This is a genomic window from Prosthecochloris sp. (genome assembly GCA_015482705.2).
GTDB lineage: Bacteria > Bacteroidota > Chlorobiia > Chlorobiales > Chlorobiaceae > Prosthecochloris.
The window spans coordinates 66,371-92,159 of sequence record JADMLA020000037.1 but is presented as its reverse complement, the minus strand read 5'-3'; the positions used below and the strand labels follow the sequence as shown (position 1 = coordinate 92,159).

At 46.2% G+C, this 25,789-nt stretch carries 24 protein-coding genes and 1 riboswitch; of the genes, 14 read left to right on the top strand and 10 right to left on the bottom strand.

What is annotated here, in order from left to right:
• Positions 1-101: 101 nt before the first annotated feature.
• From proB to QZ209_RS08845, 6 genes are all read right to left on the bottom strand, one after another.
• Positions 102-1,187, bottom strand: a complete 1,086-nt coding sequence (proB, locus tag QZ209_RS08870) for a glutamate 5-kinase (RefSeq protein ID WP_294347057.1) — start codon at positions 1,185-1,187, stop codon at positions 102-104.
• Between the two features lie 4 nt (positions 1,188-1,191).
• Positions 1,192-1,518: a multidrug efflux SMR transporter gene (locus QZ209_RS08865; protein ID WP_294347056.1), complete on the bottom strand. Its 327-nt coding sequence runs from the start codon at positions 1,516-1,518 to the stop codon at positions 1,192-1,194.
• 29 nt (positions 1,519-1,547) lie between these two features.
• Entirely contained in the window at positions 1,548-2,801 is a 1,254-nt protein-coding gene (locus QZ209_RS08860; RefSeq protein WP_294347054.1) for a cation:proton antiporter, read from the bottom strand.
• A gap of 142 nt (positions 2,802-2,943) precedes the next feature.
• The gene (locus QZ209_RS08855; protein ID WP_294347053.1) at positions 2,944-3,459 is read right to left on the bottom strand and encodes a transcriptional repressor; all 516 of its coding nucleotides are present in this window, start codon (positions 3,457-3,459) and stop codon (positions 2,944-2,946) included.
• 44 nt (positions 3,460-3,503) lie between these two features.
• Complete coding sequence (locus QZ209_RS08850) at positions 3,504-5,165, bottom strand: mechanosensitive ion channel domain-containing protein (protein ID WP_294347052.1); 1,662 nt, start codon at positions 5,163-5,165, stop codon at positions 3,504-3,506.
• 453 nt (positions 5,166-5,618) lie between these two features.
• Positions 5,619-6,284, bottom strand: a complete 666-nt coding sequence (locus tag QZ209_RS08845) for an SOS response-associated peptidase (protein ID WP_294347050.1) — start codon at positions 6,282-6,284, stop codon at positions 5,619-5,621.
• 114 nt (positions 6,285-6,398) lie between these two features.
• Between QZ209_RS08845 and QZ209_RS08840 the strand changes: the two genes are divergently transcribed.
• Positions 6,399-7,667 carry a Y-family DNA polymerase gene (locus tag QZ209_RS08840; RefSeq protein ID WP_294347049.1) on the top strand — a complete coding sequence of 423 codons (1,269 nt, stop codon included), beginning with the start codon at positions 6,399-6,401 and terminating at the stop codon, positions 7,665-7,667.
• 98 nt (positions 7,668-7,765) lie between these two features.
• Here QZ209_RS08840 and QZ209_RS08835 read toward each other — a convergent pair whose 3' ends face one another.
• Entirely contained in the window at positions 7,766-8,338 is a 573-nt protein-coding gene (locus QZ209_RS08835) for a DUF6144 family protein (protein ID WP_294347047.1), read from the bottom strand.
• Between the two features lie 536 nt (positions 8,339-8,874).
• Here QZ209_RS08835 and def point away from each other — a divergent pair.
• The 4 genes from def (at position 8,875) to lepB (ending at position 13,232) form a co-directional block, all read left to right on the top strand.
• Entirely contained in the window at positions 8,875-9,435 is a 561-nt protein-coding gene (gene def / locus QZ209_RS08830) for a peptide deformylase (protein WP_294347045.1), read from the top strand.
• A 21-nt stretch (positions 9,436-9,456) separates the two neighbouring features.
• Positions 9,457-10,410: a methionyl-tRNA formyltransferase gene (gene fmt / locus QZ209_RS08825; RefSeq protein WP_294347043.1), complete on the top strand. Its 954-nt coding sequence runs from the start codon at positions 9,457-9,459 to the stop codon at positions 10,408-10,410.
• 62 nt (positions 10,411-10,472) lie between these two features.
• Positions 10,473-12,290: a translation elongation factor 4 gene (lepA, locus tag QZ209_RS08820; RefSeq protein WP_294347041.1), complete on the top strand. Its 1,818-nt coding sequence runs from the start codon at positions 10,473-10,475 to the stop codon at positions 12,288-12,290.
• A gap of 114 nt (positions 12,291-12,404) precedes the next feature.
• A complete protein-coding gene (gene lepB, locus QZ209_RS08815) occupies positions 12,405-13,232 on the top strand; it encodes a signal peptidase I (RefSeq protein ID WP_294347040.1) in 828 nt (275 codons plus the stop codon).
• On the opposite strand, the gene QZ209_RS08810 is transcribed toward lepB, so the two are convergent.
• Positions 13,226-13,666, bottom strand: coding sequence for a hypothetical protein (locus QZ209_RS08810; protein ID WP_294347038.1), 441 nt, complete (start codon positions 13,664-13,666; stop codon positions 13,226-13,228). The two genes, lepB and QZ209_RS08810, sit on opposite strands and share 7 nt — an antisense overlap.
• A gap of 110 nt (positions 13,667-13,776) precedes the next feature.
• On the opposite strand from QZ209_RS08810, the gene trpE reads away from it, so the two are divergent.
• The 6 genes from trpE to tpiA all read left to right on the top strand — a co-directional run bounded on the left by trpE (position 13,777) and on the right by tpiA (position 19,837).
• Positions 13,777-15,270: an anthranilate synthase component I gene (gene trpE / locus QZ209_RS08805; protein ID WP_294347037.1), complete on the top strand. Its 1,494-nt coding sequence runs from the start codon at positions 13,777-13,779 to the stop codon at positions 15,268-15,270.
• Between the two features lie 177 nt (positions 15,271-15,447).
• Entirely contained in the window at positions 15,448-16,962 is a 1,515-nt protein-coding gene (locus QZ209_RS08800; RefSeq protein WP_294347035.1) for a DegQ family serine endoprotease, read from the top strand.
• Positions 16,963-17,106: 144 nt separating this feature from the next.
• Positions 17,107-17,586: a transcription elongation factor GreA gene (gene greA / locus QZ209_RS08795; RefSeq protein ID WP_294347033.1), complete on the top strand. Its 480-nt coding sequence runs from the start codon at positions 17,107-17,109 to the stop codon at positions 17,584-17,586.
• Between the two features lie 276 nt (positions 17,587-17,862).
• The gene (locus QZ209_RS08790) at positions 17,863-18,618 is read left to right on the top strand and encodes a hypothetical protein (RefSeq protein ID WP_294347031.1); all 756 of its coding nucleotides are present in this window, start codon (positions 17,863-17,865) and stop codon (positions 18,616-18,618) included.
• A gap of 239 nt (positions 18,619-18,857) precedes the next feature.
• A complete protein-coding gene (locus QZ209_RS08785) occupies positions 18,858-19,082 on the top strand; it encodes a hypothetical protein (protein WP_294347029.1) in 225 nt (74 codons plus the stop codon).
• Positions 19,083-19,084: 2 nt separating this feature from the next.
• A complete protein-coding gene (tpiA, locus tag QZ209_RS08780) occupies positions 19,085-19,837 on the top strand; it encodes a triose-phosphate isomerase (RefSeq protein ID WP_294347028.1) in 753 nt (250 codons plus the stop codon).
• 91 nt (positions 19,838-19,928) lie between these two features.
• On the opposite strand, the gene thiC is transcribed toward tpiA, so the two are convergent.
• A complete protein-coding gene (gene thiC / locus QZ209_RS08775; RefSeq protein ID WP_294347026.1) occupies positions 19,929-21,623 on the bottom strand; it encodes a phosphomethylpyrimidine synthase ThiC in 1,695 nt (564 codons plus the stop codon).
• Between the two features lie 72 nt (positions 21,624-21,695).
• A riboswitch (TPP riboswitch) is annotated at positions 21,696-21,799 on the bottom strand.
• Between the two features lie 152 nt (positions 21,800-21,951).
• Between thiC and QZ209_RS08770 the strand changes: the two genes are divergently transcribed.
• From QZ209_RS08770 to QZ209_RS08760, 3 genes are all read left to right on the top strand, one after another.
• Complete coding sequence (locus QZ209_RS08770; protein WP_294347025.1) at positions 21,952-22,533, top strand: DNA-3-methyladenine glycosylase I; 582 nt, start codon at positions 21,952-21,954, stop codon at positions 22,531-22,533.
• A gap of 110 nt (positions 22,534-22,643) precedes the next feature.
• Positions 22,644-23,993 carry a BCD family MFS transporter gene (locus tag QZ209_RS08765; protein WP_294347024.1) on the top strand — a complete coding sequence of 450 codons (1,350 nt, stop codon included), beginning with the start codon at positions 22,644-22,646 and terminating at the stop codon, positions 23,991-23,993.
• A gap of 161 nt (positions 23,994-24,154) precedes the next feature.
• A complete protein-coding gene (locus QZ209_RS08760; protein ID WP_294347022.1) occupies positions 24,155-25,099 on the top strand; it encodes a radical SAM protein in 945 nt (314 codons plus the stop codon).
• Here the strand turns inward: QZ209_RS08760 and QZ209_RS08755 are convergent.
• Positions 25,072-25,581, bottom strand: coding sequence for a hypothetical protein (locus QZ209_RS08755; protein ID WP_294347021.1), 510 nt, complete (start codon positions 25,579-25,581; stop codon positions 25,072-25,074). The genes QZ209_RS08760 and QZ209_RS08755 overlap by 28 nt on opposite strands.
• Positions 25,582-25,789 lie beyond the last annotated feature (208 nt).

The window sequence follows — 25,789 nt, the reverse complement described above, 5'->3', positions numbered from 1 at the left end:
AGGGAAAGAGACTGCCGAACTCATTGTCTTTTACGCCGGTGTTCAAGGGGTGCCTATAACTGTCAAAGCGAGCGAAGGTGATTGACAAGATTTTCTTTGTTTCAAGTCATGAGGTAGAGGTAGTCGTAATGAATCAGCGGTTTTTCTCCTTTTTTTCCGAGAATTTCTTTCGTCTTTTCAGAGCTGTATTGTGCCATACCATAACCAATGGCTTCTCCGTTTTCGGAGCATATTTTGATGATGTCTCCTTTGAAAAAAGTGCCGATAACCGATTCAATGCCCACAGGAAGAAGGCTGTTTGCGCGCTTTGGTGAGCGTAAGGCGGTTTCTGCTCCGGCGTTGATGGTAACGGCCCCCTTTTCAAGTCCTTCACTGTGAGCTATCCAGCGCTTTCTTCCGTAGACCGGTTTTTGAGCGATGAACCGTGTTCCTACTTCCTTACCGTTCAAAATTTCGGTAAGAATGCCGGAAGTGCGTCCATTGGCGATATGGACAGTAATACCGAAACGAGCAAGTTTATGAGCAATATGGCATTTGGTCAGCATACCTCCTCTTCCGAATTCAGATTTTCCCGGTTTGATATACTGATGAAAATGTTCGGCGGCAACGTCGATGGTGCGGATGAGACTTGCGGTACGTTCTTTTCTGGACATGTCGAAAAGGCCGTCGACATGTGACAGAATAATGTAGGCATCGACCTGCATCATGGAAGCTATCATTCCCGAAAGCTCATCGTTATCCGTGAACATCAGTTCTGTTACGGAAACAGCATCATTTTCGTTGATGATCGGTATAATCTCATGTTCCAGAAGCGAGGCAAGACAGGTTCTGATATTGAGGTAATGAAGGCGGTCACGAAAATCACTTTTTGTCACGAGGATTTGTGCGATGTTCAGGCCGCATTGTTCAAAAAGCTCGGCATATGTGTTGATGAGTCTTATCTGTCCGGTTGAGGAGAGCACCTGCCGCGAAGCGACAGGAGAAAGACTCGAAGGGAGCTTGACTATAGAGCGGCCGGCACCGACGGCACCTGAGGAAACAAGCAGCACTTCGACGCCCTGTTTGCGCAGTGCCGCAATTTGTGAAACAAGCTGATCGAGTATCTGCAGGTCCAGCTCACCCTTGTTGTTGGTGATGACATTGGTTCCTACCTTGACAACAACTTTGCGATAAAGAGGTTCTGACATAAGACTAAAGCATGGATTCCCGGCTTGCATGTAGTCCGGCGACACCGATGATGATCAAAAGTAGCGAGAGTATTTTCAGCATATTCAACGATTCTCCGAACCATATGATACCGACAAGAGTTATCAGCGCTGTACCTACAGCAGCCCAAATAGCATAAGTGATACCTATTGGAAGCGTCTTCAAGGCCAGCGTGAGAAATGTAAAGCTAAAGCCATAAAAAATGAAAATTGAAATCGATGGCAATGGTTTTGAGAATCCTTCTGAAAGCTTCATAGACGTTGTTCCTGCAACTTCCATGATGATGGCGATGAACAGGTATATCCAGTGCATAGTCCTCAAACGGGGTTGAATATCATTCTTTAGTTGCTTATTTCTTCATTCTTTGCGCTATGTCTGCATTTGCTTTCATAGTAATAGACAAATACCGACATTAGCAAATTACTGGCCAGAATGACTGCGAAAACCACTGAAAGGAGCTGGCTGGAGGTGAAAACACCGCTGTTCAAAAGAGTGAAGGCCATGACTGCGGTTGCGAGACCTCTCGGGATGAGCCCTAAAGTCGAGGAAATATGTGCACTTTTAAGAGATGGAGAAAGCGGGCGAACAAGGTTGATCGTGGCGATACGGCTGATGAAGAAAATTGTCAGAATAGCTACAGCTATCAGGAGAACATCCGGCGTAAAAAAGGTGAAATCGACAAGCAGACCGATAAATACAAAGAAAAAGGTGCGTACGAGAAAGGTCAGTTCCGCATTGATTTTTTTTACAACTTCATCGATTTCAAAATCGGCTATGTTTACGCTGCTATTGAGCTTTTGGAGGATCGACTGGGATTTTACCGCAAGTATTTTACTATTACCGAGCAGTATGCCGAATGCAAGAATGGTTATTGCTCCTTCACCGCCCAGAAAATCGGTCAGAGTATAGAGGAGCAGAACGAAGCCGAGGGTAAGCATGTAAGCGAGATTTTGCTTGCTGAAATATCCCATGAAACGGCTCCATACCAATCCGCTGACAGCCGCGAGAAGAATCGATATTCCGATGCTTGTCAGAATATGGTTGAGAATGGAGATACCTTCATATTGTCCCCCTTTGAGGATTTTGATGTAGATGATAACAGAGATGACTGTGAGGACCTCGCTGATGACCGCTTCGAGCGTCAGCAGGGTTTTGAGATTTTTCGAGATGGAAAGCCTTGGCAGGACCGGCAAAATGACCGCCGGACTGGTGCCGCCGAAGATAAAGCCGTAAAAAAGAGCGTCACTCATTTCCATCTGAAAAAGAATGAGGCAGATTGAGGTGACACCGGCGGCTCCGACGATGAAAGAAAGAAACCCCAACAGCAATGCGGACGAAAATTGTCGTATCACCAGGTCGAACTCCAAATCAAGTCCACCTTCAAATAGAATGAGGATAAGCGCGAATGTGCCGAAGTACGGGGCGATTTCAAAAAAGATATCACTTTTCAATATATGTGTAGCAGGACCAAGTATTATTCCTGCAAACATGAGAATGACCGGGGTCGGTATCTTGGTTTTGGTGAAAAGAAAATCACCGAGAACACCGAGAACTATGATGCCGCCGATCAAGGCGGCAAAGAGAGAAACATCCATAATCAATCCCTAAAGCACGAGCATTTCAAATTATTCCGCAAAAACAGTGGAAAAAGACAGGCGAAGGGGACATTCTGATCGTAAGTGACTTACTTCCAAACCATTAACAGCTGTAAAGAGAAACGGTAAAAGGTTTCCGCCGTCAGTGTTTGCTTTTGTTGGTGTGGGATTTCGAGCAGCACTGACCTTCCATTTCTTCGCGGCATTTTGCAAAGACTTGAAGGCTGAAACTGCCAAGCGTAAAACCGTTTTTTTCACAAAGCTTGTCAAGAAGTTTGTTGAGTTCATCACTGTGCACTTCGACGACCCGGTCACACTGTTCACAGATGATGTGCAGATGGTTGTCTACTCCATACGACTTTTCGTAATGTGTGTGTTTATGACCAAGATCGATTTTGTTGACCAGGTGGAATTTGAACAACAGGTCGAGAGTATGGTACACTGTTGCTCTGGATATACTGACGCCCTTTTTTTTCAGGCGCACGAATATTTCATCGGCATCCAGGTGGCTGTCGGATTCATAGATTTCACGTAATACAGTCAGCCTTTCTCTGGTGCATCGGTAGCCCTCTTCTTTCATTGACTCTTTGAAAATGGTTTCTGCCTGTAGTGCCAGCTGAGAAAGGTTTTTCTTCTTCTTATTTTTTGAAAAGGCCATTGGTATGATCCGGTTAGATAGGGCTGTGTTGAGAGACAATCCGTTCAGGACAGATTGTAATGGTGTTCCTGCAGCTTGTTCTGGACATTCTGGAAAAGCCTTGAATAAACGGTTTCCAGATTTTTTTCTTCTTTGGTATTTACCCTGAGCGTATAGCCGAATAATCCGTTCTTTGTTTCAGCCCTTAAAAACAACGGTTTCGGATCGAGCATGATACCATCGGTTCCCAATGCCGCGTCAATTACCAACTCACGAAGTGTTTCAGTTTTTAAGTTTTCTTTTAAATAAAGTACAAGTTCAAGTGATAAGTGCCCGTTTTTTTGAACCGACTCCGTATAATTTATAATTTTTGAACGAAATGCGGTTGAGTTTGGTATGAGGATGATTTCATTCAAAAGATTTTTAATACGAATTACAAGAGGACCTTTATACACTATGTCACCGGTAATGTCGCCGAATTTAACCCTGTCGCCGATTCTGAACGATCCAGTGTAATTCAACATGATACCGGCGATTATATTCTGAAAAGCAGGTACTGCACTGAGTGAAACAGTCAGGCCTAAAATTATGAACAGCGCCAGTATGGTTCGGTTATTGGTTAAAGGCAAAGATGCAAAAAGCAGGAATACCAGCAAGAGGTAGAGAATTATTTTGACGATTTTTCTTGTCGGTTCAGCCCATTCAGCGTCAAAATCACCGAACTTGAGTTCTCCTTTTGAGATGTTCCTGAAAAAAACATCACTGAACTTACCGAGGTAACGAGTGATGGTAATCAGGATGATGATTGCTACAACATTTGGAATCAGGGTGATAAATTCATTGGATAATCTTTTTGCCGGCTCCAGGACGAACTCGAGCAGGTTGGTCGATAAGTCCTCCGTCCATGGGAAAAAGCTCAGCATTGTCGTGAGGTAAGCGTAAATCAGAAGGACTTTCAGAAACAACTCGGCTATTTTGCTGAACCATTCGAGTCCGGACGCAAAATGGTCGGGAGAAAGCATTTGTATGAGCTTATTCGGGCTGGAGGAGGTGTTGTGTAGCCTGATTTTTTGTATCCATCCGTCTATGAGGTTGAAAAAACTGTGCAGATAATGCCAGACAACAGCCAGAGCCACTAAAAGCGCAAGAGATTTAAGAATACTGAACACTATATTCTGTCCACTGGTTTCTTGCCTGAATTCTTCCGCCTGATTCGAGATTCTTGCAAGAGCTGAATCGGCAAGTTCCTGCCGTGACATGTTTTCGGCTATGGCGTCTTCTTCGCTGAATGCTGCAATGATGTCCCTTTGGGTTTTGATTGCCGTCAGCGTTTCTCCCTCGACGATTATGAGTGAGTCAATCGGGGTTGATGAGCGGAAAAATTCTGTAAGAATTTTTGATGTTTTCCGAGCTCTTTGCTCTGGGTCGATCGATGCGATTTTGCCATGCAGGCGAAAAACCTCATTGTTGTTGACGATGACCGGAAATCCGCTTTGTTGCTTCAGTGAGTCGGAAAAGAACTTTATGACTTCCTTATCGTCTATTTTCGGCGGCGGAGCCGGCTTTGTTTCTAAAGTATCTGTACCGGTTTGAGCTGTTACGGGAACGACAAGGCTTGTTTGTTGCGAGAGGCCGGCCTTTTGCGATGTTGAGTCGGCAAATGCAAGGTTTATGCTCGCTGAAAAAAGCAGCAAAAAGAAACTATAGGTGATGAGATCTTTTTTCATTGTCGTCGGTTATAAAATGATCGTGCCTGATGTACGTGAATCTACGTGCATGTCGACGCGGGTAGGGCCTGTATGCTTCTGTTATTCCCTTCCGCTGCCTTCCGGGATTTTACTTAAGCCGCCCATTGGTCGCCGATAGAGTACGATCATATTTGTACAGTAACTCAAAAAGCTGGTAGATTGTACAGGTCAAGTTACGAAAAAAGGCGATTTCAAAAGGAAGAGAACACCGGTATCCGGACTTCCGGGAACCGGTTACACTGCCCGGAAAAACACACGACATGAATTTCTCGGTCTGTACAAGTATAAGGGACCGGGCAATCGTGAGCAAATGGTTCAGAGAAGGGAGGGTCTCTCTGCCGTTGAAACTATTGAGTTTAAATAAGGCTGGTAGAGCGTACGGGGCCTCGAGGCGATGATGATTCGGCTAGAGGTCTTGTTGCCGGAGAGCGTTTAATCGAGAGGATCGATATTGTCAGGAGCGTTGTTCGCAGGTGAGTTGACTTTTGATGAAACATCGTGGCTTTCGAGCTTCGCGGAAGGGAACGGTTTGAACAAACGCTCAAGAGCCTCAGGAGACAGTTTTCCGGTTTGCAGCCATTCCTCGTATTGCTCCTTAGATAAAATAACCGGCATTCTGTTGTGAATCTCCTTGACCAATTCATTCGGCTGCGTGGTGATAATGGCGAAGGTATTGACCTTTTCGCCCGCGGGTGATACCCAGGTGTTGTGTATACCCGCGAGAGCCATGATCTTTCCGTCCTTCCGGCTGATATAAACAGGCTGCTTTCTGCTTCCAATCTTGCGCCATTCGTAAAACCCGTTCGCCGGCACGATACAGCGTTGTTCGGCAACGGCTTTTTTGAACATCGGCTTGTCGGCAACGGTCTCCGCCCGTGCATTGATCATCCTGTTTCCGATTGCGAGATCGTCCGCCCAGACGGGCACGAAACCCCAGCGTGAGAGAATCAAACGGTTATCCGTGTCACGGATGACGAGCGGAACGTTCCGCGATGGACTGATGTTGTAGTCCGGCTCGAATCCGAAAGAAAGCTGCTCGGCCTGAAATTCTTTCGCTATTTCGGCAAGAGGGATGAATAGCACGAACCGTCCGCACATGAGAGGGATGTTTTCGCTATTGGGGGATGTTTATTATTATTATGAAACAGAGAATATGGCATAGCAGTTCATCTTGATCGATGACGAAGATTTGATGAGAAAGGTGGTTTTGTGATGTTTGCGCTTATCGACTGTAACAACTTTTACGTATCCTGCGAACGGGCGTTCAATCCAGGGCTTCACAACCGGCCGGTAGTGGTGCTGTCCAATAACGACGGTTGTATCATTTCACGATCCCAGGAAGCGAAAGCGTTGGGTTTGCCTATGGGTGCGCCGGTATTCAAGTACAAGCAGCTGCTCGAAAAGCATCGCGTGGTGCTGTTTTCCCCGAATTTCGCTCTCTATGGTGACATGTCGTCACGGGTGATGAACACGCTCGGTGAGCTGCTGCCGGATATCGAAATCTATTCCATAGATGAAGCCTTCGCCGACCTGTGCGGGTTGGGGCGATATGATCTGAACAGGCTGGCAAGAACAGTCCGTGACACCATCAAAAAAAATACGGGAATACCTGTCAGCATTGGCATAGGTTCGACAAAAACCCTGGCCAAGGTCGCCAATCATCTCGCGAAGAAAAACCGCAGGTATCACGGTGTGTGTGTGCTCGATGAAGAGATGGCAGCAGTCGAGGCACTCCAGAACGTTCCGATCGAAAACGTGTGGGGCATCGGCAGAGCGTATGCCAGGCGCCTCAACGCTCAAGGTATTCATACTGCGCTGGATTTTGCAATGCAAAGCTCTGAATGGGTCCGACGGCAGATGCATATCACCGGTGCGAGGGTGCATCACGAACTCAGGGGGAATTCCTGTCTCCCCCTGGAACAGGTACGCCCGGCGAAAAAAAGCATTTGCACCTCACGATCATTCGGACGGAAAGTGACCGATCTCGAGGAACTGGAGAACGCCGTCGGCAGTTTTGCGGCAAAATGTGCCAGGAAGCTTCGAAAAGAAGGGCTGTACGCCGGTTTGGTGACGGTATTCGTGCATACCGACGCCTTCGACAAGCGTGGGAAATACTACCGGGGATCAAGGACTGCTGCTCTGCCGGTGGTGACGCAGAACACGTTCGGCATCGTTCAGTACGCTCTTGCTATTCTGCACGTTATTTTCAGAGAAGGCTATGCCTATCAGAAAGCGGGAGTCGTCCTCGATGGGTTGACAACAGCATCACCTGTATCTGCTTCTCCATCGCTGTTCGGTGAAGAGAGTAGCGATGAGGATTCGAAAGCAGTCATGAAAGCACTCGACGAAGTGAACGACCGCTACGGCTCCGGAACCCTTCGGCTTGCCATCGAGTCACCTACGGGCTGGAAGCAGCGTATGGAGAAGCTTTCTCCCCGTTACACGACACGATGGGAGGATATTATCGAGGTTAAGGGGTAGAGGCTTTGGATTATGCTCGGTTGAGTGCAGGATATAGCACCAGCATCAACAGCTGACCCATAGTGAAGAATGAGTGGCGGGGGCTGTCGGTCTGAACGTTATCGTTTGGCAAATTCATTCAATTGGATATGCCATTTACAGGTATCAGAACCGGAATAGATTGCTTGCTTGATTTGAATTTCCTTGACGTTGAATACTGTATTGAGGAAGACAGATATATGACCAATACTACACTTGCAGTAGCCTTTATGCGTTTTAAAAGGTTTTCCTTTATTTATTAAACCACATACGCATTTACTTCTTTCAATGGCAATTGAGTTTCTTTTTGGATCATAAGTGAATTGAGTATTATATCTTTTCTCTTCCTCATTCAATTTAATGAAAAAGCCGTTTATCGACTCAGATTGATTCCAAATACGTTTTACAAAACGCGACCACGATTTCCCACAACACTGTGCTCCACATTCAAATAAGACTTTTTCAGCATTATCTTTGCCAATGCTTTTTTCCATTCTGCCCATCACAGTTTCAACATATTCTGTTTTTTCGGGATTTTTGAGTTTGGGGAAGTTTTTAGAATCATAGAGGATGCCCTCCATCTCATTTTCAAACCCTTGCTTTCTTAAGTGTTTTGTGATTCTGCCAAACCGGCCACCTTCCAAATATTCCATATAGGCCCAACATTATGTATTATCTGTGTTGCAGATTTTTGTAGCATTCTAAATATACTTTGTGTTTGCTTGATGCTCAAGGGATAATTATGCCATACTTTGAGCTAGAGATATGCTGATTTCACGGTACAGTGGCATCCCTTGGAAAAAGAGATGTTTATGTATGGATTCCTTTGTAAGGGCTGTCCTTTTAAGGCAGCCTCTTTTTTGTTGTTTGAAAATTAATAGATTTATAGCGCCAAACGATGGTGGGACAAGCTTGAAGGAGGGGGTTTTGTGCTTCTTGTGCCTCTTGTGTCTCGGTTCTGTGATTTTGGGTTTAAGTTATTATCTTGGTGTTGTTTATTGATTTGCTTCACGATTAAAGTATCATCAAGCTGGTATTGCCGAACTCGAAAGACAGACTTTTTTTAAAGAGGGCTTGCAGAGTAACCGGTACGGTGTGGTCGGGCATGTTTCGCTCAAGGCAGTGAAGGCAACTTTTTAGCCTGTCTGCAGGTTTGGTAAACAACATTTTAATTGTCGATTTTAGTAGAATGATATTACCGATCAACACTTACAGTGACGAGGTGCTGCGCCGGAAAACCAAGCCTTTGAAAGGGGTGGATGAGCAGCTTGAAGAACTTATAGGCAACATGTTCGAGTCCATGAGGAATGCCGATGGGATAGGGCTTGCAGCTCCCCAGGTGGGCGCTTCTCTACGCTTACTTGTCGTCGATATTTCCATTGCCGAAGGGTATGAAAAAGCTTTACCGTTGGTGGTCATCAATCCTCATATTCTCGCTGTGAAAGGCTTTGTTTCGATGAGCGAAGGTTGCTTGAGCATTCCTGACGTCAGGGGAGATGTCGTGCGCCCTTCATCTATACAGATCAAATACCGTGACGAGCATTTCGAAGAACATACTGCGGAGTTCAACGACCTTACTGCACGGGTGCTGCAGCATGAGGTCGATCATCTCGACGGAACGCTTTTTGTCGATCGCATGCAGCGGCGAAACCGCAGGAAAGTCCAGAAAGAGCTCGATGCGATAACGCGCGGCGAGGTCAGGACCAGCTATCCTATTGCTGTGCAGACGTTGGATTGCGAAGCGAAGTGAATAAGAAAAAAAGATTTTTCAATGAGAATTATTTTTATGGGAACGCCTGAGTTCGCTGTCCCTTCTCTTCGCGCAATAGCTGCATTAGATAATGAGTTTGAAATTGTTCTTGTGGTTACGGGCAAGGACAAGCCCAGAAGGAGCCGGCGATCCAAGCCTGAACCGACACCGGTCAAGAAAGCTGCAAAGGAACTGGGAATTACAGTTTTTGAAATAGACGATGTGAAGGATCCGCGCTTTGCGGGAACTGTTGCGAGGTATCGCCCAGACGTTATTGTCGTTGCGGCTTTTCGTATTCTGCCTCCTTCGGTTTTTGAACAAGCACGGTTAGGGGCGTTCAATCTTCATGCATCGCTACTGCCGCGTTACAGAGGAGCTGCTCCTGTCAACTGGGCGATAATCAACGGTGACAGGGAAACCGGTGTGACGACTTTTTTTCTGCGGAAACGTGTCGATACAGGGAGCATTATACTGCAGGAGAAAACGAATATCGGGGTCGAGGAAACTGCGGGAGAGCTTGCCGGGCGCTTGTCGGTGATCGGTGCGGGAACGGTTGTTACAACCCTGAAGCTAATCAGTGAGGGTAAAGCGGAGCCATTACCGCAAGACGAAACCATGATGACCAAAGCTCCCAAATTAATCACTGAAAACACCCGGATTGACTGGGCAGAGCCTGTCGACGCCATTTGTGATTTTGTCAGAGGTCTTTCGCCCAGACCAACAGCCTGGACGGTGTTCAACCATAAAAAAGTAAAGATCTATAAAGCAATCCCTTCTGATTTTCAGCTTCCTGAATCGAAACAGCAGGCAATGGTGCCGGGTGGTTTCTCGATGGATGGAAACCGGTTACTTGTAATGGGGCTTGACGGGTGGGTTGAAATCCTCTCTCTTCAAATGGAGGGTAAGCGCAAGATGAACGCCGTTGAATTCTGTTGTGGGTTCCGATGTGAAGAGGAGTGCCCCGTGTTTTCATAGGGAAACCGGATTCATTATATTCCCCGGTGTTTTTGCGAATTTCAACTAAACATGAACAGTTTATGCCTTCGAGCAGTAGGGTAGTCAATACTATCAGGAACTTCTGTATCATAGCTCATATAGATCATGGAAAATCTACGCTTGCCGATCGATTTTTGGAAGCGACTGATACGTTACAGCACAATCAGGTGGCTGAACAGGTACTTGATGATATGGAGCTTGAGCGTGAAAGAGGTATCACCATAAAAAGTCATGCAATCCGTATGCATTACAGGGCTGTCGATGGTGATGCATATATTCTCAACCTCATCGATACGCCGGGTCATGTTGATTTCAGTTATGAAGTTTCACGTTCTCTGGCCGCTTGTGAAGGGGCTCTGCTTGTGGTCGATGCCACACAGGGAGTTGAGGCTCAGACTATTGCCAACCTTTATCTCGCTGTCGAGGCCGGGCTGGAAATTATTCCGGTTATCAATAAAATAGATCTTCCTTCCGCTGATGTCGAAGGGGTGGCCCAGCAGATTATCGATCTTATGGGCGTTGAAAGAAATGAAATTGTCGAGGTATCGGCTAAGGCCGGTCTTGGTGTCGATGTTTTGCTCGAGGCTATTATTGCAAGAATACCAGCACCCGTCGATCATCGTGATTTGCCTCTCAGGGCTCTGATTTTCGACTCGGTGTTCGATGCATATCGTGGTGCGATCGTCTATCTGCGTATTGTCGACGGTGTTCTCAAGAAAGGTGATCGGGTCAGCTTTTTTGCCAACAACAAGGTTTTTGTCGCTGACGAAATAGGAGCCATGGGGCTCAAGCGACAGCCTTCCAAAGTGCTCGAGTCGGGAGATGTCGGCTACCTTATCTGTTCCATCAAAGATGTCCGGGATGCCAAAGTGGGCGATACGGTTACTCTCGCTGATGCTCCGGCGAGAGAACGGCTTGCTGGGTATAAGGATGTCAAGCCGATGGTTTTCAGCGGTCTTTACCCGGTGAACTCAGACGAGTTCGAAGATCTTCGCGAGTCACTCGAAAAGCTTTCATTGAATGATGCTTCTCTGGTCTACACCCCTGAAACGTCGGCTGCTCTCGGTTTCGGGTTCAGGTGTGGATTTCTCGGTCTGCTGCACATGGAGATCATACAGGAGCGGCTGGAGAGGGAATACCAGGTCAACATCATAACAACGGTTCCTAACGTCGAGTACAGGGTTGTCTCGACCGATGGCGAGACGCTTGTCGTTGACAATCCCTCGAAAATGCCCGATGCCGGGTTGATCAAACAGATCGAGGAGCCGTATGTCAGTATTCATATTATCACAATGGCAGACTATATCGGTAACATCATGAAGCTTGCCATGGAGCGTAGAGGAGAATACAAGAATACCGATTATCTCGATACCACCAGGGTGAATTTGCAGTTCGAGTTTCCACTTGCCGAGATTGTTTTTGACTTCCACGACAAACTCAAATCGGTATCGAAAGGATATGCGTCGATGGATTATGAATATATCGGCTACCGTGTTTCCGATCTTGTCAAGCTCGACGTACTTCTCAACGGTGAACCGGTTGATGCGCTTTCCACGATTGTTCATCGTTCAAAAGCATATGAGTGGGGGAGAAAGCTCTGTCAGAAGCTCAGAGGCATTATTCCAAGACAGATGTATGAAGTCGCTATCCAGGCTGCTATCGGAAGCAGAGTCATAGCTCGTGAGACCATCTCTGCAATGAGAAAGAATGTTCTTGCCAAGTGCTATGGCGGGGATATCAGCAGGAAAAGAAAGCTTTTGGAAAAGCAGAAAGAAGGAAAAAAGCGGATGAAGCAGGTCGGGCGGGTGGAAGTTCCCCAGGAAGCGTTTCTCGCTGTATTGAATATGGATGATCAGTGAGAGCCGGGGAAAGTGCCATATCCCTGCGGAGTACCGCAAGATAACAGGACGAAAAGCGTCAATAAAAAAGTGGCCCGATAGCGGTTCTGGTTATAACATTCAAAAATAAAGGTTTTGGGAAAGGGAAAAGAGAAAACGGGAAAACAGCATTCGAAAGAGTGGTTTGAGGCGTTACTGATTGCTCTCGTATTAGCTACTCTCATAAGAGTATTTGTTGTAGAATCGTATCGTATACCAACAAGCTCTATGGAAAAAACACTGCTTGCCGGTGATTTTTTATTTGTAAATAAATATGTCTATGGGGCAAAGGTGCCTTTTACCGATATCCGGTTACCGGGAATCGATACTGTCGAACGGGGGGATATCGTTGTGTTCAAATTTCCGAAAGACAGATCTATAAACTACATAAAGCGTTGTGTGGCAATAAGCGGGGATACGCTTGAAATCGAGGACCGGAAAATCTTCATCAATGGTGAAGAGACGGTTTTTCCGGAGCATGCACAGTTTCTTGCTGAATTGATGCCCGCAGGATATGTGGACCAGCAGGTGTTTCCAAGGTTTTCAGGTTTCAACAAGGATAATTACGGCCCGATCCGAGTCCCTCGCAAAGGCGATATTGTAACACTGAACGAAAAGAACTTCTATCTCTATGCTTCATTGATTTCTGAAGAAGGGCACAATATCGGGGTTGCTGGAGGTGTAATTCTTATCGATGGCCAGCCCGCCGATACCTATACCATCGAGCAGAACTACTACTTTGTCATGGGAGATAACAGGGACAACAGCCTCGATAGCCGTTTTTGGGGATTTTTGCCTGAACGGGATATGATCGGTCAGGCTTTGATGGTGTACTGGTCATGGAATCCGAATATTTCCCTGCTGAATCCGGCTGAAAAGCTCAGTTCGATTCGTTGGCAGAGAACCGGTTTGATGGTTCACTGAGGGAATGAGAGTACCAGCAGATGGTTGATGCAGAGAATATGTCGTGATATTTCTCTGGTTGAATGCTCAACACACTTTCGGCTGAAAAGAAGATTGCAAAGGTTTACCTGCTCGACGTAGAGATTAGGAAGGGAGATGCTGGAGTTTTCTCCTTGCAGGTTCTGATTTGTCACCGGTACGAATTCGAGATTTCGCAAGGTAACCGACTGTAAGTCAATTCCTGCACGAAGGTGTTCAACGGAAATGGTGTATCGGTTTTCTGTTGCAGTTTCGATTTCCTGCAAAATAGTGCTTTTGAGCGCACTATTGAGATAGACGTTGGTAAGGAGATAAATAACAAGATATCCTACTGAAAAAAGCACTCCTGGTGATAACGCCAGTGCTTTTAGCCAGTTGATAAAAGTTATCGTCTTTTCTGAATAAGATCTACCCATCCTTTATGTTGGCGAAAGGGTAAGGGGTTAACGAGATTTACTCTCTATTTCATGATAGTGATTTTTTCTTTTATTTAAGCATCTGCATTATTCATTCATCGCTCTGACTTATGTCACATACAGGTCCTTCGACCGATTTTATTCTTAATCCTCTCGTCAAAGCTGTTCATGCGGATACCGAAACTCCTGTTTCGGTGTATCTGAAACTTCGGGATGTTTATTCATGTTTGCTCGAGTCTGTTGAGGGTGAGGAAAAACTTGCCCGTTTTTCCTACATCGCAATTGACCCTGTTGCGATTCTTCGCGGTTCGGTCGGTGGAGACATTTCTCTTCAGGTAAGAGATGATCGTTTCAAGGATCTTGAAACGCTGATAGCGGGAGAGCGGGAGTTGAGAAAGGTCATCGACCGTTGTCTAGGTGCATTCGGGTCATCACAGCAGGTAGAATGCATGGTTGGATCTTCACCTATGATTACGTCCGGAGCTTTTGGATATTTCAGCTATGATACAATGCATCTGGTTGAAAAGATCCCTTTTCCTCGTAAGCCGGATCCATCCGGGCTTCCCGATGCTTTTCTGCTGTTCTGCGACAAGCTGGTTGTTTTTGACAATGTCAAACGAAAGGTGTTTATCATTGTCAACTATCTTGGTGAAGAAGATCGGAACAGAGCTGAACAGGTTATCGAAGCTATTCGCGCCAAGATGTTTCAGCCTCTCGACCCACGTTGCGTAAAGCTACAACCGGAAAAGCATGAAGAGGTTGTTTCCAATACTGTTAAAGAAGAGTTCCTCGAAAAAGTTCTTATCGCCAAAGAGCATATCAGAGCCGGTGACATTTTTCAGGTTCAGGTTTCTCAACGGCTGAAACGTCGACTGAATACGGGACCGTTTGATGTGTATCGCATGTTGCGGACCATAAACCCATCGCCTTATTTGTACTATTTCGATATGGGAGATTTCGACATAGTCGGGTCGTCTCCCGAGCTGCTTGTCAAGGTGGGTGCCGATGAAAAAGGGCGAAGGATTGTCGATACGCGTCCGATTGCCGGTACCAGGCCAAGGGGTAAAACGTATGATGAGGATGCCCGGATCGAACAAGAGCTGTTATCGGATGAAAAAGAACTTGCAGAGCATTTGATGCTTATCGATTTGAGCCGGAACGATATCGGTAGGATCGCAAAGACCGGTACTGTCGAGACCAATGAAAAAATGATCATTGAACGCTACTCCCATGTTATGCATATTGTCAGTAATGTTCGGGGAGAGCTACAGGATAGTTTCAGTCCGATGGATGCATTCTGGGCCTGTTTTCCTGCAGGCACCCTGACCGGTGCGCCGAAAGTGAGAGCGATGGAGATTATTTACGAACTGGAGGAAGAAAAACGGGGGCTTTACGGTGGGGCGGTAGGGTTTATCGATTTTCGGGGACAGCTTGAAACCGCTATCGCCATAAGGACGATGGTTGTGAGAGACAATATCATTTATTTTCAGGCAGCGGGTGGTATTGTTGCCGATTCGGTGCCTCTGAATGAATTCGAAGAAACCATGAATAAAATGCAGGCCGGGTTACGTACTGTCGAGGCTCTTGAAAATTTCGAGGAATGAGGCTTGCGCGCTTCGGGTTCGTTGATCGGAAATATGCTTTTTGATTTTCCCTGCATGATTGGATGCTCTCTACAATAACTGCAGAGAGTTATGAAGCGGTGGGGAAAATGCAGAACGATGACGATAGATAAAGCAGTCAACTATCGATGTGATTAACATGAATAAACGCTGAACAAGATGAACAAGAAAAAACTATCCTATCTTTTTTTGATTCTCGCAGGAGTGGCCATAGGTTGGCTTGTGTTTTCCAACCTGGAGTTTTCTTTTCCGGCAAAAGAAGAGAGTAAGGTAGCTGTATCCAACCATATCAACATGGCATCTGCAGCCAACACTTTTCAGGATAAACCGATTCGTACCCTCAAAGATTTCAATGAAGCTTTCGTACAGATTGCAGAATCTGCGACTCCTTCGGTTGTAACTATTTTCACTGAAAAAACCGTCAACCGAAGATTTATTTCGCCTTTTGATTTTTTCGGGAGCCCGTTCGATGATTTTTTCGAGACACCGAGAAGACGTGAGGAGGGTTCCAACGGCCGCAAGGAGGTTTTACGAGGGCTCGGTTCGGGGGTTGTCGTCAGCAGTGACGGATATATTCTGACGAACAACCATGTTGTCGATAAGGCTGACAGCATCTATATCAGAACGTATGATAACAAAAAAGTACAGGCGAAAGTCATCGGTACAGATCCCAAGACAGATATTGCGGTCATTAAAGTTGAAGCGAAAAATCTGAAGCCGATTGCAATTGGTGACAGTGATGCGTTGCGGGTTGGCGAGTGGGTGATCGCTATCGGCAGCCCTCTGGGTGAAAACCTTGCCCGAACAGTGACACAGGGGATTGTCAGTGCTAAAGGTCGTGCAAATGTTGGCCTCGCCGACTATGAAGACTTTATTCAGACCGATGCTGCTATCAACCCAGGGAATTCGGGAGGACCACTCGTGAATATCAACGGTGAGCTTGTCGGTATAAATACGGCAATAGCGAGCCGTACCGGCGGCTTTCAGGGAATTGGTTTTGCTGTTCCGTCAAATATGGCTCGTCAGATCATGCAGTCGCTCATAAAGACCGGGAAGGTTACAAGAGGATGGCTCGGTGTGACGATACAGGATGTGGATGAGAACATAGCGAAGGGCCTAAAACTCAAGAAAGCCGAGGGAGTGCTTGTAGGTACGGTTGTCGAGAAAAGTCCCGCGGAAGCCGGTGGTTTGAAGACTGGTGATGTCATTGTCGAGATGAACGGAAAAAAGGTCAGAGATACCATTGAGCTTCGCAACACCGTTGCAAGAACAGCGCCAGGCACCATAGTTGAGCTGACCATATGGCGAGACGGTGCCATGAAGACTCTTTCAGTGAAACTCGACATGATCCCGGATCAGCCGGTTGCTGCCGAACAGCAGCAGGAGATGAGTGAATTGCTTGGTTTCACAGCAGCGCCCATGTCTTCTGAATTGGCATCGAGGTACAGGTTACAGACCGATGCCGGAAAAGTTGTCGTTACAGATGTAGATCCGTCAGGTAATGCTTACCGTGCCGGTCTGCGTAGCGGTGATGTGGTCAAGGCGGCAAATAGAAAAGACGTTACTTCATACAAGCAGTTTTTATCAATTGTCGGTAAAATGAAAGAGGGGGATCTGTTGTTTTTGCTTGTCAAGCGAGGTGACAGTAATGTGTATTTTGCTTTTAACCTGTAAACCAGCTTTGTAAGCAGTACAAAGAATTGTAAATTGATATTGAACGAAGAGAGGTAAAGTCAGCGGTATGCTGGCTTTACTTTTTTTATTGACAATGAGGCGCTAGGATATACTGGGCGTGAATGAATAACAAACAGAAGACATATGAGCGATAGAGTGTATCTGACCAAAGAGGGATATAACAGGTTGAAAGACGAGTTGAACAGGCTCAAGAGTGATACGAGGGCAGAAGTTCTCGAAAAAATCGCTGAAGCAAGGGCTCATGGTGATCTCAGTGAGAATGCGGAATATGAAGCGGCAAGAGAAGAGCAGAGGCAGTTGGAGGGACGCATTGGTGAGCTGGAAAACAAGCTTACGAGGGCGACCATTCTCGATCCGAAACAGATAAGGACCGACCGGGTTTATATCTTGACTTCCGTGAAGTTGAAAAATCTGGTTATTGACGATGAGATTATCGAATATACCCTGGTTTCTTCTGAGGAAGCGGATACCGATCAGGGAAAGATATCTGTTCGCTCTCCTGTGGGGCGGGGCCTTCTGGGAAAGTCGGTTGGAGAAAAGGTACAGATAAATGTGCCAAAAGGGGAACTTCACTATGAAATCCTGGAGATTTTTGTCAAGTAAAATCCTTACCCCCTCTTTTTGACTATAGGTACAGGTCTCTGCAAAGACCTTTTCAGCGGAATGCCGACAGGATGCGGTATTCCGTTTTTTGTTACTCATTTTGACCAATCTGCTCCAGAAAGGTCACAACCTCAATTTATAACGCAAGAAGTACATTCGTTTAAACTCTTATTTGTTGGAATTCTACGTATATTTGCGGCAGTATATCAGTGATTGATTTATGCCTTTTTCAGTGCAGGATATTTCCGATTTTTCTCCGACAATAAAAAAACAGTCATGAAAAAACAGTCAGTATTAACAGTCGTCGTTCTGCTGTATTCACTTATTGTGGCAGGCGTTCAGCAGCCGGTAGCCAAAGCAGAAAACAGTAATTCTGCTTCAGGCTGTGTTTTGCCGGAAGGTTATGAAAGTGACGATATCGTTTTCCTCTACAATGATTTGAAAAAAAAGTATTCAGAAAAAGATGAGTTTGAAACTAAGGAGGCGTATCAGAAGAGAATGCGGGCGGTTTACCCTCAAACAAGGTTTTCGTTTGTAAAAAACAATAAAATGACAAGGGTTTGGGGCAACTATTCTCTGGAATATGATGCAGAAGATCAGGTGATGACTATAAAGAAAAAGTGGTTCGGCTCAAAGGATGAAATAAAGATGCAGCGTATTAACTATAGAGGACAAAAATATGAGGCTACTAATGCATTCGGGGCGAGGGTTATGGTTTCTGAATATCTCGGTGACGATTACTGCATTTATGTTTTAAACAGTAGTGATTCGAAAAAAAAGATAAAAATGCAAATTACTCCTGATCAGGCGAGGGATTTGAAAGAGAATCTTGGGATTCTTTTTGTGTGCGATTTGAGGAAAGATAAGCGACAAAGTTATCTCAGAAAAGAATATGAAGTCTACTCAAAGGCAACGTATAGCTTTCCTGTAAGTTATAGATTCTTAGAACATTTTATCAATGTAGAGATTGTGGAAATGGTTCTTTTCAGCACAAAAACAGGAATTATTTATAAGCGGGAAAGGTCTGGATAAGATGAAGTGAAAGGGTAGTTTCAGCAACGGCCTTTTTTCTTGTACATTTTTCACATCAGGAAAAAGCCTGCTCGAAGCGCAGGCTTTTTTTATTCCGGCCCAATCACTACTTTAGAGTGCGCAAAACGACGTCGTTTATTGTTTGGTCAGAGCCTGAAAAAGATACCCTCTCGGATTTCGGCTCCTTTCGGCGACGGCGCACATTGTTGAAAACAGTTTCACAAAAAACGATTGAAGTCATGGGGAAGCGTCAGATTGTTTATAAGGCCGGTCAGATCGGTGGGAATAACGATCTCATCGACAAGGAAGTGAATCTCATCACCATAGAGGACAGGGTGTGGCATGGTCGGATTGTTTCGGTGAACCAGTCCGAGGTTGTTCTCAAGGATGCACGTTCGGGAAAACACACGTTTCCTCTCGACCAGATCGATAAAATTTACAGGGATATTGTAACCGACTATTGATCATGCGTAAAAAAATTGTTGTTGGTAACTGGAAAATGAACAAAACCGTTGCTGAAGCAAGTGAGCTTGCCTCGGCAATTCTTGAGCAGCTCGGTAACGGGATTGTCGGCTGCGAAGTTGGTATCGCTCCAGCTTTTCCCTCCCTTACAGAAGTCGGTAAAATTATCGAATGGAGTGACATTCGTCTTGTTGCGCAGAATTGCCATTACCAAGAAGAAGGCGCGTATACCGGAGAAGTTTCGGTAAGAATGCTGGAATCTCTCGGGTGTGCATATGTTATTGTTGGACATTCCGAGCGCAGGCAGTATTTCGGCGAAACCAATCAAACGGTGAATCTCCGGCTCAGAAAGGCGCTTTCGGAGGGCATGCAGGTTATCATGTGTGTTGGCGAAACTCTGGAAGAACGAGAAAGTGGTATTACCGAAAGGATCGTTACCGAACAGGTGCGGGAAGGTCTGAAGGATGTCGGTGACCTTGGAGGAGTGGTATTGGCTTATGAGCCGGTATGGGCGATCGGAACAGGAAAAACGGCAACTCCTGAAGAAGCACAGGATGTACATGCCTCTATCAGAGCTACCATTCAGGATATGTACGGTGATTTACCCGCCCAGCATCTCAGGATTCAGTATGGGGGCAGTGTCAAGCCTTCCAATGCAGCGCAACTCTTTTCAATGCCCGATATCGATGGCGGACTGATCGGGGGGGCAAGCCTGAAAGCCAATGATTTTGTGGCGATTGTCAAAGCAGCGGGATAAGAAGTCAAAAGGAAAAAAGTAAAAAATCTAAAGCTGGAACGGCACAATAATCATACGTTATTGTGCCGTTCTTGTTTCATATCTCTGTCTGTTATGATTTCCCGGTTGCTTCCTGAGACTTTTTCATCGAGCAGAAATCGGGACCGCACATGGTACAGAAGTTGTCTTCCGTGATCGTATCCTCATTGTCAAGTGAATTTTCAGCATGAACCTGACGGGTTCTCGCCGGATCGAGAGAAAGGTTGAACTGGTCGTTCCAGGAAAATGCATAACGTGCACTACTCATAAGGTTGTCATGCAGCCAGGCAACCGGATTCCCTTTTGCCAGATCGGCAGCATGAGCGGCTAGCTTGTGTACTATGACCCCTTCTCGTACATCATCTTTTTTCGGAAGCCCCAGATGCTCTTTCGGGGTGACGTAGCAAAGCATCGCACATCCCATGCTTGCAAGTAACGTCCCGCCGATTGCCGAGTTGACATGGTCGTAGCCGGCGCCAATGTCGGTAACCAATGGGCCCAAGGTGTAGAATGGGGCCTCGTGGCAGTACTCGAGCTGCTTTTGCATGTTTTCTTCAATGAGGTCCATCGGAACATGGCCGGGACCTTCAATCATTACCTGAACGTCGTATTCCCAGGCTTTCAGGGTAAGTTCTCCAAGAGTTTTCAATTCACTGAACTGTGCTTCGTCGTTTGCATCGGCGATCGAACCCGGGCGTAAGGCATCGCCTATCGAGATAGCGATGTCATATGCCCTGAGAATTTCGCAGATTTCATCGAAATGGGTATAGAGGAAGTTTTCGCATTTATGCGCACGGCACCACTTGGCGATAATCGATCCACCTCGTGAAACGATGCCGGTTGTTCTTTTTGCGGCTGCAGGGAGAAAATCCATCAGGATACCGGCATGAATAGTAAAATAATCCACACCCTGTTCCGCCTGTTCGATCAGCGTATCGCGGTACATTTCCCAGGTCATTTCTTCGGCAATGCCGCCTACCTTTTCTAGAGCCTGATAGATAGGAACGGTGCCGATCGGGACAGGTGAATTTCTGAGAATCCATTCGCGTGTCGTGTGAATGTTTTCACCAGTGCTGAGATCCATGACGGTATCGGCTCCCCATCGGCAGGCCCAAACAGCTTTTTCAACCTCTTCACCGATTGATGAACCAAGTGCTGAATTGCCGATGTTCGCATTGATCTTGACCTTGAAATTTTTACCGATAATCATCGGTTCCAGCTCAGGATGGTTGATGTTTGCCGGGATGATAGCCCTGCCTTTCGCGACTTCTTCACGGACAAAATCAGGTGTGACAGGCTTGAACGGCTTGCCTTTGATCGAAGACCGCTCTATCCATGTTTCGAGCTGCTGGTTCTCCCTGATAGCGACATACTCCATTTCAGGAGTGATGATTCCTTTGCGAGCATAATGCATCTGAGTGATGGTTTTTCCCTGTTTCGCCCTTACAGGTTTTCTTCCATTCATCGGACAAGGAGTACTTGCGGGAGATACCTCGACATCGTTTTGATCGCCGCTCCAACTGTCACGTGCAGAGGGAAGTCCTCGATCGAGGTCGAGCTCCGCTGATGGATCGGAATAAGGACCGCTGGTATCGTAAAGCGGGAAAAATGAAAACTTTTCACCCTGGATGCTGTAGGTTCGAGAAAGTTTGATCTTTCGCATACCGACTTTCACGGGGTGTATGGATCCTTCGATATAGATTTTCTCGGATTCGGGTCCGTAAAAATGCTTTTCAGGACAAAAAAGGCTATCCGCTGTTTTGCTCATGGTATCTCTATGCTGTAGACTAAAAAAACTGCCGGCAGGTTCCGTTCGAAGGAGAGAGAAGCATGAAGAGTATCAACAAGCTTCATCTTTTCTTGCGACAGCATTACCTGCATCAAGTTACAAGGGTATGTTCTCAGCCCGCGGGCTACCCCCGCAAAGCACCCCTAAGATGATTCGCTGTAGTCACAATAACCAAAATAGGTTTGATTTGCAAGTTATGGTCAGGTTTCCGATAGGGGGGGCAAAATTTTTTTCAAGTGACCAGTAGCATGTAATTTCTTAGTTTGCCTGTGGTAACGATTTTGCTGTAACCTTTTGTAAACTATCGATGAAAAAAAGGTGCGTCTGGTGTGGAGACGATCCGCTTTACGTGGCATATCACGATAATGAATGGGGTGTTCCGGTGTTCGACGATCGGAAACTGTTTGAAATGCTCGTATTGGAAGGAGCTCAGGCAGGGCTTAGCTGGATCACGATTCTTCGAAAGCGTGAGAACTATCGCCAGGCATTCGACTCGTTCGCTTTCGAGAAGGTTGCAGGTTATGGCAGGCAGGATATCGAGCGGTTGCTCGGTAACCCCGGAATTGTGAGACACCGGCGGAAAATCGAGTCGACAATCAAAAATGCGCAGGGTGTCCTTGCCATTCAGGAGCGGCATGGGTCCTTCTCGGGTTTTGTCTGGGATCTTGTGGACGGCAAGCCCATACAGAACAAATGGCGCTTCGTTGAAGATGTGCCGGCTTTTTCAAAAGAATCGGATCGAATGAGCAAGGAACTCAAACGTCAGGGTTTCAGCTTTGTCGGCTCAACTATCTGTTATGCGTTCATGCAGGCCATCGGCATGGTTAACGATCACGTGACCGATTGCTTTCGCCATCAGGAAGTCAGGAATATGTGTTCTCTACGTTAATTCGTCTTCCTTTTCGACGGCGGTGAGCATCGCTGTTTAGAAAAGAGCTGCTTTTGTGTAAATTATGCATCGTGTTTTTTCTCTATGGTGAATTTCTTACAGGCTGATTTATGAGGCAGTTCAATCTTGTCCGACTTGCACTTTTTCAAATGGGATTCGGTATCATGTTGGGGTTTCTGCATGATACACTGAATCGTGTGATGACTTCAGATCTCGGTATTTCTTCAACCATTGTTTTCGGGCTTATCAGCCTTAAGGAACTGCTTGCTGTCTTCGGTGTGAAGGTTTGGGCAGGAAACATGTCGGATAAATCCCATCTTTTTGGATACAAGCGTTCACCTTATATCCTTCTCGGCCTGCTATGTTGTGTGTTTTCTTTCATTCTTTCTCCCATGGCGGCGTATGAGGTGAAAATCGCAGGTGTAGGGTTAGCCGAATTTCTGCCTGCAATGGTTCAGGATGTCGGGCTTCTGAAACTGGTTGTTATTTTTCTGGTTTTCGGATTCGGTCTCCAAGTTGCGACGACGGCCTATTATGCTCTTATTGCGGATTATGTCGGTGACAAGCATATCGGCAAGGTAACCTCTGCGAGCTGGACGTTGATGGTACTGACGACGATAGTTTCTGCACGTGTCGTAGGGAATTATCTCGATGTCTATACACCCGAACGTCTTATGAATGTCGCTTTCGTAGGGGGGATGATCGCTCTTGGAATCGCTATTTTCGCTTTTACCGGAGTTGAAGAAAGGAACTCTTCGGTAAAAAAAGGCAAGACCGAGGAGGCTTTGACATTTGGGCAGTCGATACAATTACTCTCATCTTCACCGAAAACGCTACTGTTCGCATTCTATATTCTGGTCGCTATTATAGCGCTTTTTTCATGCGAAATCGTTATGGAGCCGTTTGGTGCGGATGTCTTCGGTATGCCGGTAGGAGTCACCACAAAGTTGTTCAGACCGACGATGGGGGGAATGCAGCTTGTTTTCATGCTGCTTGTTGGTTTTCTGCTCAATAGAATCGGGAAAAAAAGAGGAGCGTTTATCGGCAACATGTTCTGCATCGTTGGTTTCTCCATTATTATATTCTCCGGTTTCATGCTTGATGAAACCATTCTTCGAGTCGGTCTTGTTATAGCTGGAATAGGGCTCGGCGCAGCAAGTGTCGCCAACATTACCATGATGATGACCATGACAGCAGGAAGAAGCGGAGTCTATATCGGCCTATGGGGGACGGCGCAAAGCCTTGCGATGTTTATAGGGCACTTCGGGGCGGGTATAATCCGGGATGTCGTTTATGCTTTTTCCGGAAATTACATGTGGTCGTATGCAACCATTTTCGGGCTCGAGATCATTGCATTTGGAGTGGCCAGTGCACTGTTGCCACTGATATCGCAGGACGAATTTGAAGCGGAAAGCAAGGTCAAAATTGCAGAGGTGCTTGCCTCGAGCGGAGTTGATTAGTGACCGACGGTCTTCTTTCTGCAGCATTTTCCGGTCAACCTTTTGAAATCGGTCAAAGTCGCTACAGGGACTATGATTTTGCGGGATAGTAAGACATTATGGCGTGTAGCGCTTGTTGACGCATAAGCAGCCCGGTACCTCAATGAATCAAGGTTTTTTTCATGAAGCATGTTTTCGGACCAGTATCCTCCAAACGGCTTGGGCAGTCCCTCGGTGTCGATGTACTGCCTTCGAAAAGCTGTACATGGAACTGCATCTATTGTCAGCTTGGAAAAACCCGGATATACGTTACTGAACGCCGGGAATTTTTCCCCCGTGAAGAGATACTTGCAGAAATAAAACAGGCCGTCGATGGTTCTGCTGCGATTGATTGGATAACCTTTGTCGGTTCCGGTGAGACGACGCTTTACAAAGGCCTGGGATGGCTGATCCAGGAGATAAAAAAAGTAACCGACATTCCGGTTGCGGTCATTACCAACGGTTCGCTACTCTCTTTCGAAGAGGTACGCGATGATCTACTGCAGGCCGATGCCGTGCTGCCGTCATTGAATGCAGGCTCTGCGGAACTGTTCGATCGTATTGACAGGCCCGCTCCGGGGTTCACCTATGAGCGACATATCGAGGGACTGATCGCATTTCGCAATGTATATCCTGGAAAGCTCTGGGTTGAAGTCATGCTGATAGCGGGCATGAATGATTCTGCTGAAGCTTTACAGGATATCGCAGCAGTACTTGAAAAGATACGACCGGACACGGTGCATCTTGTGCTTCCTACCCGTCCTTCGACCGAGTCCAGTGTTCGTCTTCCATCCGAAAATGCTGTTGCAAGGGCGCGTCTCATTTTATCACCTGTTGTTCAAGTGGTTCATCCGGTAAAAGGAAGTATGAGCCTGAAGAGCACTACCGATATCATTGAAACGGTCATTGCGATCACCAAGCGTCATCCGCTTCAGGAACGCGAACTTCGTCACGCCCTCGATGAACTCATCACTGACGAACCCGATCGGGTTGAGTTCGTGATCAGGCAACTGCTCGGGTCAGGGAAATTTAAAACGGTAACACTTCAGGACGGGGAGGTTTACTGGGTGCCGGCAGGTAATGATTGATCTTCGGCTTTTATTCGTGTCAAGCAGGTAAGCCCTTTTTTCTGCGCTATCCAATAAACGCATTCAGGTGGATGAGTACGGCAGATTTCCTGATGCCTTCCCGAAACTTTCGAGATGATGAGCGGATGTTTCGAGTACTTGCTCATCGTTTGCTCCGCTTCATCAGCTGTACATGGTTCGGCAACGCCTTTCTGGATCATTGCCTCGGCCAATTCATCGAGAAATACCGACTCCGTAAATATGGAATCGGTATGCAGTGATCTGCAGACTCTCTCTCCTATCGCAACGGTTGATGCATTACGGATGCGATCCATAGCCTGTTCGATCGTTATGATGACCGGTTCGAACTTTTTGATGTTATCCAGCATTCGTTGCCCGATCTCGGTATTGGCGAGAGAACCATCATTTTTTCGAAACACATGAAGTGCTTTTGCAATATCTTCCAGCACGGTTCCGTCTGTATAGTCGTATATGGTTCCCATGAAAGGGGGATCTATTTCGGAAAGAAAATGCCTTTATTTGGTTCGCCACCAGATAATTGCAAATATAATGAAAACTAAAATAAAGGCTCCAACTTCCAATAGTATCAGATATTCCTCAAAAAAAGATATCATGAAAACAAACGGTTTAAGGGGGTGGGAGATAATAGTCTGATGAAGACTATTTATTGATTATGCGTTTATGCGTTGA

Bases quoted from the DNA above. Each gene is read 5' to 3' on its own strand.
- QZ209_RS08755 (WP_294347021.1), bottom strand. From the start codon at position 25,581: ATGGGAACCATATACGACTATACAGACGGAACCGTGCTGGAAGATATT.
- greA (WP_294347033.1), top strand. From the start codon at position 17,107: ATGAGCGATAGAGTGTATCTGACCAAAGAGGGATATAACAGGTTGAAA.
- tpiA (WP_294347028.1), top strand. From the start codon at position 19,085: ATGCGTAAAAAAATTGTTGTTGGTAACTGGAAAATGAACAAAACCGTT.
- def (WP_294347045.1), top strand. From the start codon at position 8,875: ATGATATTACCGATCAACACTTACAGTGACGAGGTGCTGCGCCGGAAA.
- fmt (WP_294347043.1), top strand. From the start codon at position 9,457: ATGAGAATTATTTTTATGGGAACGCCTGAGTTCGCTGTCCCTTCTCTT.
- QZ209_RS08810 (WP_294347038.1), bottom strand. From the start codon at position 13,666: ATGGGTAGATCTTATTCAGAAAAGACGATAACTTTTATCAACTGGCTA.
- QZ209_RS08850 (WP_294347052.1), bottom strand. From the start codon at position 5,165: ATGAAAAAAGATCTCATCACCTATAGTTTCTTTTTGCTGCTTTTTTCA.
- QZ209_RS08865 (WP_294347056.1), bottom strand. From the start codon at position 1,518: ATGCACTGGATATACCTGTTCATCGCCATCATCATGGAAGTTGCAGGA.
- trpE (WP_294347037.1), top strand. From the start codon at position 13,777: ATGTCACATACAGGTCCTTCGACCGATTTTATTCTTAATCCTCTCGTC.
- lepA (WP_294347041.1), top strand. From the start codon at position 10,473: ATGCCTTCGAGCAGTAGGGTAGTCAATACTATCAGGAACTTCTGTATC.
- QZ209_RS08790 (WP_294347031.1), top strand. From the start codon at position 17,863: ATGAAAAAACAGTCAGTATTAACAGTCGTCGTTCTGCTGTATTCACTT.
- QZ209_RS08840 (WP_294347049.1), top strand. From the start codon at position 6,399: ATGTTTGCGCTTATCGACTGTAACAACTTTTACGTATCCTGCGAACGG.
- QZ209_RS08800 (WP_294347035.1), top strand. From the start codon at position 15,448: ATGAACAAGAAAAAACTATCCTATCTTTTTTTGATTCTCGCAGGAGTG.
- proB (WP_294347057.1), bottom strand. From the start codon at position 1,187: ATGTCAGAACCTCTTTATCGCAAAGTTGTTGTCAAGGTAGGAACCAAT.
- QZ209_RS08845 (WP_294347050.1), bottom strand. From the start codon at position 6,284: ATGTGCGGACGGTTCGTGCTATTCATCCCTCTTGCCGAAATAGCGAAA.
- QZ209_RS08770 (WP_294347025.1), top strand. From the start codon at position 21,952: ATGAAAAAAAGGTGCGTCTGGTGTGGAGACGATCCGCTTTACGTGGCA.
- QZ209_RS08760 (WP_294347022.1), top strand. From the start codon at position 24,155: ATGAAGCATGTTTTCGGACCAGTATCCTCCAAACGGCTTGGGCAGTCC.
- thiC (WP_294347026.1), bottom strand. From the start codon at position 21,623: ATGAGCAAAACAGCGGATAGCCTTTTTTGTCCTGAAAAGCATTTTTAC.
- QZ209_RS08785 (WP_294347029.1), top strand. From the start codon at position 18,858: ATGGGGAAGCGTCAGATTGTTTATAAGGCCGGTCAGATCGGTGGGAAT.
- QZ209_RS08765 (WP_294347024.1), top strand. From the start codon at position 22,644: ATGAGGCAGTTCAATCTTGTCCGACTTGCACTTTTTCAAATGGGATTC.
- QZ209_RS08835 (WP_294347047.1), bottom strand. From the start codon at position 8,338: ATGGAATATTTGGAAGGTGGCCGGTTTGGCAGAATCACAAAACACTTA.
- QZ209_RS08860 (WP_294347054.1), bottom strand. From the start codon at position 2,801: ATGGATGTTTCTCTCTTTGCCGCCTTGATCGGCGGCATCATAGTTCTC.
- QZ209_RS08855 (WP_294347053.1), bottom strand. From the start codon at position 3,459: ATGGCCTTTTCAAAAAATAAGAAGAAGAAAAACCTTTCTCAGCTGGCA.